This is a genomic window from Spirosoma gilvum (genome assembly GCF_054776815.1).
The window spans coordinates 230,401-242,759 of sequence record NZ_BAAHBH010000003.1; the positions used below are offsets into that span (position 1 = coordinate 230,401).

General features: G+C 50.1%; 3 protein-coding genes. All 3 read left to right on the forward strand.

From position 1 onward, the window contains the following. Window positions 1–633: 633 nt before the first annotated feature. The 3 genes from ACYVFD_RS09335 (at window position 634) to ACYVFD_RS09345 (ending at window position 12,340) form a co-directional block, all read left to right on the forward strand. A complete protein-coding gene (locus ACYVFD_RS09335; protein ID WP_461089646.1) occupies window positions 634–6,693 on the forward strand; it encodes an SdrD B-like domain-containing protein in 6,060 nt (2,019 codons plus the stop codon). A 317-nt stretch (window positions 6,694–7,010) separates the two neighbouring features. After that, entirely contained in the window at window positions 7,011–9,749 is a 2,739-nt protein-coding gene (locus tag ACYVFD_RS09340; protein ID WP_461089648.1) for a bifunctional YncE family protein/alkaline phosphatase family protein, read from the forward strand. Between the two features lie 86 nt (window positions 9,750–9,835). After that, the gene (locus ACYVFD_RS09345; RefSeq protein ID WP_461089650.1) at window positions 9,836–12,340 is read left to right on the forward strand and encodes a bifunctional YncE family protein/alkaline phosphatase family protein; all 2,505 of its coding nucleotides are present in this window, start codon (window positions 9,836–9,838) and stop codon (window positions 12,338–12,340) included. The last annotated feature ends 19 nt before the right edge of the window (window positions 12,341–12,359 follow it).

Consider the following 12,359-nt stretch of genomic DNA (forward strand, 5'->3'; position numbering starts at 1 on the left):
TAAACATACTTTTTATGGTATATCAAATAGGTATGAATTTTGCTAGTAATGTAACTTATTTATGGTTCATGGTGTATAGTTACACGTTGAGTGATCGATCAATTTTTAGGTAAACTTGCTTTTTACCTTCCAGATACCCTTTCCCGTTTTGGCATAGACCTTGTCATTTCTGAGCACTATCTAATCAGCTTCTTAGTCTACTAAACAATTGACCTGGTAGAAAAAAAATCTTAGGTGCCTAAAAAGATTTTTTGGCAGACTCCAGGTGAGGTCATCAGTTTAAGGCAGTCTCTTGAAGCTAAAGTATTAAAACTACGATTTGATAGTATCACAAAACAATGCCTGGGCTATGAGCACAACTACTTTACTGCCAACAAAAACCAGATTAGTTATGGCCCTTAATACTATATGGGCCTATCCAACCTATTGGTGGCTAGCATGGCTCGTCTTAATCCCTGCCCCATCACTGTCAGAGCCTCTTGATTATACCTGCATTTCGCTTGTCATTAATCCAATCAGTGATCTTTAATGCACTGTAAGCCAGTAGTTTGCTAGCACGTTATCTCTGCGCCAGAATAAGGAGTGTTCTGCTGTAGAGCCAGCTTATCCACTAATACAAAACTCTACTTATTAATGAAAAACTATATACTTTATCAGGCCATATGGAAGGTTTTCGGAGCCTTCATTTTAGTCGTGCTGCAGTTTTCCGTTCATGCCCAGGTACTCAGCCTGGAAACAACCGTCGACAAAACAGATATTTTTACTCGTGAGTCGGTAATATACACCTTCAAATACTCTTGTTCGGGTAGCGCCCAGAACTGTACGAACGTAACCATGACGGGTAATTTTCCACTCAACACGTTGTTGATAACTGGGACTACCACCACAAGCGATATTGCTTCGTACACCATCTCACCGGATTTGCAGTCGATCACCTATACCTTCAAAGAACCATTGCCGTCAGGTTCTACAGGCACGATCGAGATGACCGCCCTCGCGTCGAGTTACGCGGCCAATAACAGCATCGGCACGCTGACCTCCTCCATATTAACCGGCGGTACAATCACCCAGACCAATACGACCGATGTGAAAATACACTCATCCGATAAGTTTTGTGCCATAAAATCCAATGGTACGGGGCTGGGGCTGGACAATACCACGACCTATAGTATTCAGCTTTATTACGCTGGTACCAATGGTTACGGCTACGAGGGCGTTGGAACACAATCGGCAGGCTCCGTTACGGTAGTTGATCAGTTACCCGCCGGAACCATTATTGAGTCGGCTACCTATAATTATAGTAATGAGCAGTCTGGAAGTTGCACGATCGACGCGGCTAATGCTAAAGTTACCTGTAATCTTCCGGCTTCGTTTTTTGAAATTAAAGGCAATGGTGCACCTATTACAACTATTACCATTAAGGCAAAATACCCCTCCACTTCGTTTGCCGCCAGCCAGACCGTTACCAATACGGCTTCTGTCACGTACACGCCCCCTGGTGGGTCACCTACCGTTTTGGTCGACGGTAGTACCAAAACCTTTCTGGATGGTGTATTATACCAATCCGCGACAACCAACAACTGCACCGCTTCGCTGAAAGTGAGTGATGTATTACAGGCACCCGCTCCTAAATTAAAAGCAACGAAGACGGCCAATCGTAGCTCATTAAAGGTAGGCCAAAGCGGATTTTACGGGGTTTATTTCTCAAATACAGGTAATACAGATTTAGCCAATGCCGTTCTCGAAGATAGTTTCCCGGCAACCATTTATGTAGCATCCATAGATGCTTATTATTCGACGGCTGGCGCTGCTGGTGATGAGAATATTAAGTTTTGGGTTAAGACCAAAAATAATCCAGTATATACGAGTATCACCCTTGCTTCAGGTGGTCCTAACTATACACCAGTCGCTGGCGATACACTACTTGCCTTTAAGGTTACTGCGGACATATTACATCCTGGTTTTGCTCTAAATGGTCCTAGCATTAATTTTACGGTTAAGCCCACTTCGGCCACGGCCATTCAGAATTGTTTTGACATCACATCAACGACCTCTGGGGTTACCATTGATCCGACCTCGGCTCTGTGTTTAACGATACCGGTGCTGCCTGCCGACAATTTTGCGGGCATAACGATCGGCAAGTTGCTGTTAGCTGACCCCAATAACATTTATACGAACTATTTCAACCCAATTCCAATAGGAACACAGGTCTGGATGACACTGGCGGCTAATAACGATGCTGGTGGACAAGCCTTACAGAATCCAGTTATTATGGATTTATTACCTAAAGGAGCAGATTATGCTGGTAGTTTATTTTATCGGCCTGATACGCCAATGGCGGATGCAGTTGATATTATCCCTAATTACAACGGTACAGGTCGTACGTTGGTGCGTTTAAAATGGAATACGCCAATACCTGCCGGTGCTGAGTATTTTGTGAGCATCAAGACTACCATTACGAGCCTAATGCGGGCTGGTTCGCCCAACGATAATGGGGTCACGAATGGGCAGGTTTTCAATCAGCCTTATTTTGATGTAAATGGCTTAAAAAACACCGGATATATTACGGGTACCAATAAGCAGTGTTTATTTGATCCCTTAGCAGGCAGCAGCATCAACTCTGTAAAAGTAATCGATACCTATGACCTCAATGGCAATGGAAGTACTACTGACTCACTGTGCTATAATACAGCCGCACAGTCAATAATCGGTGCGGCTGAAATGGAGTCAATTAAATGGGTGAAGGGCCAACTCGATACCGACTACTCCCGCTATCCGGCTTCGGGCAACACCGTCCGGGGTGGCAAAGCTGACTACAAACTCGTCGTCAGAAATACAGGTAATGTTCCTACGAAGAATATCTCTATCGTTGATATTCTGCCTTTCGTGGGCGATCATGGGGTTATTGATCTCAGTGCGCGTAATTCCGAGTGGAGACCCAACCTGGCTGGACCTATTACTGCTCCTGCTGGGGTCACCGTTTACTATTCCACTGCCCAGAGCCCGTGTCGCGATGAAATGAAAGCGGTTACAGATCCATCGCCTTTCCCAACTGGCTGTACCATTGCTAATTGGACCACAGTTCCACCTACAGACATTACCACTGTCCAGTCCCTCAAATTTGACTTTGGCTCTATTGTGGTTCAACCCGGTGACTCCCTGCTGCTCACCTGGCCTATGCGGGCTCCCGTCGATGCACCTACCAATGGCGAAATTGCCTGGAACTCGTTCGGTTTTGTAGCCATCCGTACGGATAATAATACGCCACTGCTGGCCGCTGAGCCTATTAAAGTGGGCATTAAACTTGCCGCTCCTGCACCAGCCTTCTATGGAGACTATGTTTGGTACGATACCAACCACAATGGACTTCAAGATACCGGTGAGCAAGGGGTTGATGGTGTCAAAGTCATTCTTTATCAGGACAATGGGGATAATGTAGCTAATCCAGCTACTGATACCGAAATCGCCTTTACCATTACCGGCAATGGTGGCAAATACCTCTTCCCCAATTTACAGGCAGGGAATTACTATGCCGTATTCTTCCCACCCACCAGCTATTCGGTATCACCTCCTAATCAGGGTTCCGACGATACTATTGATTCTGATGGAACCCTAACGACCTCCCAGGGAGTTCCAGCCTATATCACAGCTATTACCCAACTGGATGCCAATGAAACCGACCTGACCTGGGATCTGGGTATCTATTGCGGATTTACCCCCACAGTGGCCTCCAACTCACCGGTTTTAATAGGGGGAACCCTCTCTTTATCCGCCAGTGGTGGAAGCAGTTACAGTTGGATGGGCCCCAATAATTTTGTCTCTACTCTGCCCAATCCAACTATCCCCAATGTCACGACGGCCAATGCGGGAACCTATAAGGTTACTGTTGATAACAACGGCTGCTACGCCAGTCTGACTGTGCAGGTGCTGGTGCCGAACTGTGTTAAACCCAATGCCGGAACGGATGTTCGTATCTGTGCGCCAACGACCAGTGCTACGGTTGCAGCAGCCGCAAATGGTCAGACCTGGTCGGCTCAGGCAGGTAATCCCACATCGGCTACGATCACTCAGGCTGGTCAGATTACAGGCATGACGGCTACAGGGACTTATAAGTTTATCCTGTCGGCAGGCATGGGCTGCACCGATACGGTACAAGTGGTTCGGGGAGGACTTAGCCTGAGCATTACGCCTGGCAGTTGTAGTACCGCAACCAATCAGTATACACTGAGTGGAACGGTTTCGTTGACCAATGCGATAGCAGGGATATTGACGATCACCGATGGGGCTGTCAGTACAACCGCAGCAGTAACTACCAGCACAACTGCGGTTAGCTTCAGCCTAGCGGGCCAATTGTCGGGTAGTGGTAGTCAGACTGTGACAGCATCTCTGAGTAGTTGTGGACTGACCAGTACTACCTATACAGCCCCTGCTAGTTGTACGGTAGCAGTTGCCATTTCAGCTACGGCGGGAACATGTAACCCGGTAACCAATCAATACGCTGTTTCGGGAGCCCTTTCGCTTACTAATGCTATCGCTGGTACGGCTACCATCACCGATGGCGTGAGTACCACTACTGTTTCCGTCAGTGCGGGAGCCACTTCGGTGCCATACTCACTCACGGGTTTGAGTTCAGGGACGGGTAGCCACACTGTGACGGTGAGCTACGCAGGGAAGACAGTGAGTCAGACATACTCGGCCCCCAGTTCGTGTACGGTGGCCGTCGCTCTCTCGGTTACGCCGGGAAGTTGTACCCCCGCTACCAACCAGTACAGTATCAGTGGTACGATTAGTCTGACCAATGCCGTAGCGGGAACGGCTACCATCACCGATGGATCTAGCACCACCAGCGTTGCCATTTCAGCCGGGGCCACTTCAGTAGCCTACACGCTGCCTGGACTCACCTCGGGTACAACTTCTCATACGGTTACCGTCTCCTACCTGGGGCAAACGGCTGTGGCTACTTATACCGCCCCGGCTTCCTGCACCCTTGGGGTCGGGCTCATCATTACGCCCGGTGTCTGCCAATCGGCCACCAATCAGTATACTATCACCGGCACGCTGTCGCTGACCAACGCTCTGGCAGGCACGGCCAGCTTTACTGATGGAGTCATCTCCACCACTGTAGCGGTGGCGGCTGGCTCCACCTCGGTCGGCTTCTCGCTGACCGGCTTGAGTTCGGGGACGGGTTCGCATACGCTGGTGGCCAGCTTCAATGGGCAGACTCAGAGTCAGACTTACACGGCACCGGCTAGTTGTACGATCGGACTGGGTCTGAGTGTGACACCCGGTCTATGCCAAAGTGCAACCAATCAATACAGCCTCAGCGGGACGCTTTCATTGACCAATGCCGTAGCGGGAACGGCCACCGTCAGTGATGGATCTAGCACGACGACGGTAAGTGTGGCAGCAGGGGCAACATCCGTAGCCTACTCACTGAGGGGGTTGACTTCGGATGGATCTTCGCACACGGTTACAGTGAGCTACGCAGGGAAGACCGCTTCCACTACGTATACGTCTCCATCGAGTTGTATGGTTGGGCTTGGTATTACAGTAACGCCGGGTGTGTGTAACACGGCAACGAACCAATACTCAATTAGTGGCACCTTGAGTTTGACCAATGCAGTAGCAGGCACAGCCACCATCAGTGATGGAGCCAGTACCACCTCAATAGCCATTGCTGTCGGGGCTACTTCGGCAACCTTCACTATGGGTGGATTTATCTCCGATGCCAGCAGCCATACGGTAACGGTATCCTACGCAGGTAAGACTACTTCGACCACCTACTCGGCTCCTGCTAGTTGTACGGTAGCTCCTTCGCTGGCTCTCACCATTACTGCCGGAGCCTGTAACTCGGTGACCAACCAATACACCTTATCCGGTACGATTTCCTTGACGAATGCTACTGCCGGTACGGCCGCCATTACGGATGGAACCAGCACCACGTCAGTGGCTATCACATCAGGAGCCAGCTCGGTAACGTTTGCCCTATCGGGGCTCAACTCAGGTACAGGTTCTCATACCGTCACGGTCAGTTATGCCAATCAGACGCTGACGGCTTCTTACACAGCTCCGGTCAGTTGTACCATAGCTCCCCCTTGTCTGTTGACCGTAAGCGTTACACCAGGCGTCTGTAACTCAGCCGCTAATCAGTATAGCATCACGGGCTTCGTGTCAGCGACCAATGCTACGGGTTCTCAGGTCATCACTCTTTCGGATGGCGCCACCAGTACCACCCTCACGCTGAGTGGTAACGGCCCGGCCAGCTTCACCCTAGTCGGATTGAACTCGGATGGTATCCTGCACACGCTGACGGCCTCGGCGGCTAGCTGCGGCCTAGCCTCAATGACCTACATTGCTCCAAGCAGTTGCAGCATCGGCCTTGGCCTGACTGTCAGCCCGGGTCTGTGTCAGTCAGCCACCAATCAGTACAGCATTAGCGGGACGCTCTCGCTGACCAATGCTGTAGCAGGCATAGCTACTATCAGTGATGGAGTTAGTAGTACCACAGTAAGTGTAGCAGTTGGGGCAACCTCAGTAGCTTATGTGCTGAGTGGCCTTACCTCAGATGGAGTATCACATACCGTCATGGTAAGTTACGCCGGTAAAGCAGCTTCGACCTCATATATAGCTCCACCTTCTTGCATTTGTCCGCCAATCCGATGTCTTCCAATTGTAATTAGTCGCTTACGATAACTCAATTTTACAGTTAAAAAGTAGAGGAATTAGCCTAGGTTAATTCCTCTACTTTTTAACCCAGTCCTATATTCATAATGTCAGTAGCAGACACCTGTCGCTCATAGATCAAGACAACAGTTGCTCGGCAGGTGTTAAGCTGATTTCAAGAATTAGCGCGGAAAGCAGTCGGTTTTCACTGGCTCACATTTAGGGGTTCAGGACAATTCTTTGTGTCTTGTGTCCAGATTGTTAAATTAATGAGGCTATAGATTGTCATTTACTATCAGGTAGGAATTCTTTGTTTAACTTTCTGGCTCGGTTGGTAACGGCATCTTATGAAAATTAATAGTACCTCAAGTTTATATGGGCTACTCAGCCTGATTATTCTCTATCTGCTAGCTGGCTGTCGTCATTCGCTGAGCCCTTCAATCGGCTATGGCCCATCCGCGTATAAAACCGCGACTGATGATAGTACCCTCTATAATCTGAAATCGCCTTTCCTGATGCCTTATAATCGAATTATCGATGCGGCCGGGCAGTCGGTTAGTTTTGGAGATGCGAGTCAGGAAAACCACAGTCTGGATGCGGTGTTGCTGCCCGATGGAAAAACAGTGGCGGTCGAGGATCGGTATGGCGTTGCTTTTTTTGACGCGAAAGCCCACCAACTTATTTCTCGATGGGATTATACCAAAGGCTCGAATCTACGTGGAAGTATGAGTTCGTTTTCGGGTATAAAAGCCATTGTGTACCACGATTCGACGTATCTATTCTGGGGTGCCGGAGGGCGTGGGAAGCCTAATTCGTATGTGGTGCAGGCCGTCTGGAATGGATCGCAGGCCCGGTTGGTTCGGGTTATTCCGTTCGAACCACTGGCACCAGCTACCATTGCCTTGCCAAACGAAGTCGCAGTTCGGGAAGAAGCCGGGGAGTTGTATCTGTACACGGTACTGAATGGCAATAATCAACTGGTCAAAGTTCGGGTTAAAGATCCGCAGACCGTGTGGACAGCCCCCACGGGTGTTGCTCCGTTTGGCTTAACTATTCTTGGACAAAAAGCTTATGTGACGAACTGGGCAGGTCCGATACCAGATCCAGCCAGTGGTTTTGAAACGGCGGGTGTTCCCTGGGGCAGCGCTTATGTCGATCCGAAAACGGGGGCAATGGCACGCGGTACGGTTTCAATTATTGATATACAACAGGGCAAGCCTGAGACTGAGTTATCAGTTGGGCTACATCCAAACGCCATCATTAGTAGTCCCGATGGTCGATTTTTGTACGTGGCTAATGGCAATAGCGACCACGTGTCCGTAATTGACGCACAGAAACAGCAGGTGACCGATTCCATCTTTGTTGGATTATTCAACCGGGGCAACGGCTATATTGGCAGTACACCCAACGCATTGGCTATTGATCAACAGGGAACTACGCTGTATGTCGCCAACGGAATGGACAACGCCGTTTGTGTCGTTGGGTTAGGCAGCAGTGCATCGACGGCGGGTAAGGGAAGCAATCAAATTAAAGGGTACATTCCTACCCAAGCCTATCCGTCAGGACTGGTGCTCAACAAGGGTGAACTCTATGTAACAAACCTGGAAGCGATTGGGCCCCGCATTGCGAATCCAGTTGATCAGGGTGGGCAAGGGGGAGGATTGACCAAAAAAGAGCTGAAAGCCTTCAATTCCCACAAGCAACTGGCTTCTGTCTCGTTTATCCCGCTGCCGGATGATGCCCAGCTACGTACCTATACCGAGAAAGTAAAGCAGCAGAGTCTTCAGTTTCGGCTATCGCTGACCGAGCAGGCTCCCCGACCCAATGTAGCGCCCAAACCTGTTCCTGAGCGGATTGGCGAACCATCCGTATTCAAACATGTGCTGTACATTATTAAAGAAAACCGGACCTACGATCAGGTGCTGGGCGATATGCCGGAAGGGAAGGGAATGGCCGATCTGTGCATCTTCGGCGATAGCGTTACGCCTAACCAGCATCGAATAGCCCGCGATTATTTGCTGATGGACAATTATCATGTATCGGGCAAATCGTCGGCGGAGGGGCACCACTGGGCGAGTGCCGCTATGGTGACTGATTATACCGAAAAGAACGTTCGGGCCTGGTTTCGGAGCTACCCGCATGTGTTGTACGATGCACTGGTGTACGACAAAAAAGGACTGATCTGGAACAATGCGCTGGATCATGGCAAAACGGTCCGGCTGTATGGCGAAGCCTGCACCTGCCACTTCGATGCGAAACAATACAACTGGAAAAATCTGAACCAGATGCGTCAGGAGAGCAAACCGTTTTCCTACACGAACACAACCACGATCTCGCGTATCCGACCGCATCTGGCGATGGACTTTCCGGGTTGCGACAATGAGAATATCAGCGATCAGATGCGGGCCGATGCGTTCATCAAGGAACTGAAGGAGCTAGAAGCGAACCCAAATGCTGATCTGCCAAACCTGATGGTGATGTCGCTGCCCAACGATCATACATCTGGATTGAATCCTGCTTTTCCGGTTCCCAGGGCTATGGTAGCTGATAACGACCTGGCTGTTGGCCGGATTGTCGACGCCATTACCCACAGTCGGTTTGCGGCATCGACGGTTATTTTTATTACCGAAAATGATTCACAGGCAGGTTGGGACCACGTATCCGCCTACCGAACGACGGGGTATATCGTTAGTCAGTATTCGCGCTTGCAGAAAACGGTTCATACCAATTACAACCAGACCTCGATGGTCAGAACCATGGAGCAGATTCTGGGATTACCGCCCATGAATGTGATCGATGCGACGGCCCTGCCTATGTTCGACTGCTTTACCGACCAACCCGACCGGTCGTTTGCGTATAAAGCGTTACCTAACCGGGTAAATCTGGCCGAAATGAATCCATCACCGACCGGTCTGAAAGGGCAGGCGCTTCGGTTCGCTAACCAATCCATTCGGCATGGGTTTTATCAGATCGACCGGGGCCATGATGACCTGCTGAACCGGATCTTATGGTTTACGGCCAAGGGTAAAAAACGCTACCCTGCCGAACTGGCTGGAGCTGAAGAGGAAGATGATGACGACGATTAGAGAAGACTGATCGCAGACTTTATTGTAAATCTAACTCGAACTGGCTTTCAGGCTTGACTACCTTTACTTCTTAACTTATTTCGATCATGGCAAACCGTTCTGTTACAATCTTTTGCCTGTGTGGGTTGCTGGCATTTTTGCTGACATTCAGTTGTCGGAGAGATGCCTCGACTAACTCCTCAGACGAGGCTGAAGCCTACCAAAAACTGGCAGCTACGCGGGTGAAGCTACCCAATGGCTGGGCGTTGACCCCGCCGGGACGCAGCCTAAAGCTTGACGACCTGCCGTTGAACCTGGTCGTTTCGCCATCGAAAAAGTACCTGGCCGTAACCAACAACGGGCAAAGTACGCAAAGCATTACCCTGATTGATGCGCAAACCGAACAGATTGTTGATACGGCCAAAGTCGGGAAAGCGTACCTCGGGCTGGCGTTCAGCGACGATGAAAAGTGGGTATACGCGTCGGGCGGTAACGACAATAAAATTCTGGTCTATAAACTGGATAATGGCGATTTACAGGTCGATGAGCCTATCGTGTTGGGGAAACCGTGGCCGGTGAAAATCTCTCCGGCGGGTCTGAGTGTCGATGATGCGAAAAGCCGGTTGTATGTCGTCACCAAAGAAGATAGCTCACTGTATACGGTCGATACCAAAACCCGGAAAACCATCCAGAAAATGAACCTGGGCGCTGCTGCGTATACCTGTTTGCTTTCACCTAACAAAACTGAACTGTTTGTGTCGTTATGGGGAGGGGCTAAAGTGTTGGTCATTAATACGGCTACGCTGGCCATAACGGCCGAAATCGCCACTAACAAAAATCCGAATGATCTGCTGCTCACCCGCGATGGCAAATACCTGTTTGTGGCCAATGGCAATGATAATACCGTAGCCCTGATCGACGTAACCAAACGGCAAGTAGTTGAAACTCTGACAGCCTCGCTTTTCCCGAATGCACCAGTGGGTACTACTCCGAACGGCCTGGCTCTGAGCGACGATGAGAATACCTTATACATTGCCAATGCCGATAACAATTGCCTGGCGGTATTTGATGTAACCCGAAAAGGTCACAGCCAGTCCAGTGGTTTCATTCCGACTGGCTGGTATCCAACGGCCGTTAAAGTCATCGGCTCAAAACTATTCGTGACCAATGGGAAAGGCTTTTCGTCGCAGGCGAACCCGCGAGGACCTAACCCGGTACGTACCCGGACGCCACAGCAGGTTGGGCCTAATCCGCAGGCCAATCCGGGACCAGTGCAGTATATCGCAGGCCTGTTTAAGGGAACGCTGTCGATTATCGACAAACCCGATGCTGGTTTGCTGTCGGCCTATTCGCGGCTGGTGTATGCCAATACGCCCTATACCAAAAACAAGGAACTTCAGGCTGAGGGGGAAACCGGCAACCCGATTCCGATGCGGGTAGGCGACAAATCGCCGATCAAGTATGTGTTTTATATCATCAAAGAGAACCGAACCTACGACCAGATTCTGGGCGATATGACGGAAGGAAATGGGGATGCCAGCCTTTGCCTGTTCCCGCGAAAAGTTACCCCGAACCAGCATGCGTTAGCCAAAGAGTTCGTACTGCTGGATAATTTCTACGTTGATGCCGAAGTTAGTGCCGACGGACATAACTGGTCATCGGCGGCTTATGCCAATGATTATGTCGAAAAAAACTGGGTCACCAGCTACGGCGGTCGGGGCGGTACGTACGATTACGAAGGTCAGAAAGAAATTGCCTACCCACGCGATGGCTTCATCTGGAATCACTGCGAACGGGCCGGGATTCCGTATCGGAGCTACGGCTGGTTTACCGACGAAAAACCGAAAGATAAAGTACTTCAGGGGCATTACTGCGCTGACTTTAAAGGCTTCGATCTGGGCTATATGGATGTAAAACGCGAAGAGGCCTGGGAAAAAGATTTCGACAAGTTGTTGGCGGCAGGAACCTTACCCAAACTGAACACCATTCGCATGGGCAACGATCATACATCGGGCGCTCGCGTTGGCTTACCCACACCCGATGCCGCTGTGGCCGACAATGATCTGGCCGTCGGTCGACTAGTCGAGCATCTGTCGAAAAGCCCTATCTGGAATGAATCGGTCGTGTTTATTCTGGAAGACGACGCCCAAAATGGCCCTGATCATGTCGATGCCCACCGCTCTATTGCGTTTATAGCGGGTGGGTTTGTGAAACGGGGTTATGTCGATCACACCATGTATTCGACCTCAGGCATGCTGCGGACCATTGAACTAATTTTGGGACTAAAACCGATGAGCCAGTACGATGCAGCAGCTACGCCCATGTGGCGGTGTTTTTCGAAAAAAGTAGACTCAACCCCTTTCAAATCGCGCGAAGCCGGGATCGACCTGAATGAGAAAAACGTAGCGGTCAATTACAACTCAAAACGGTCGATGCAATTTAACCTGACCCACCCCGACGATATCGACGACCTGATCTTCAGCGAAATTGTCTGGCAAACCGTGCGCGGGCCAAAGAGTGTCATGCCTGCCCCTCGCCGGGGAGCCTTCGTGCGTCTGGGTAAAGGCATGGACGATGACGACGAGGAAGAAGGTGATGATGATGACGATTAAGTCGTTAGTTAATGGTCAG

Coding starts and splice junctions, on each gene's coding strand:
- ACYVFD_RS09335 (WP_461089646.1), top strand. CDS start 634: ATGAAAAACTATATACTTTATCAGGCCATATGGAAGGTTTTCGGAGCC.
- ACYVFD_RS09340 (WP_461089648.1), top strand. CDS start 7,011: ATGAAAATTAATAGTACCTCAAGTTTATATGGGCTACTCAGCCTGATT.
- ACYVFD_RS09345 (WP_461089650.1), top strand. CDS start 9,836: ATGGCAAACCGTTCTGTTACAATCTTTTGCCTGTGTGGGTTGCTGGCA.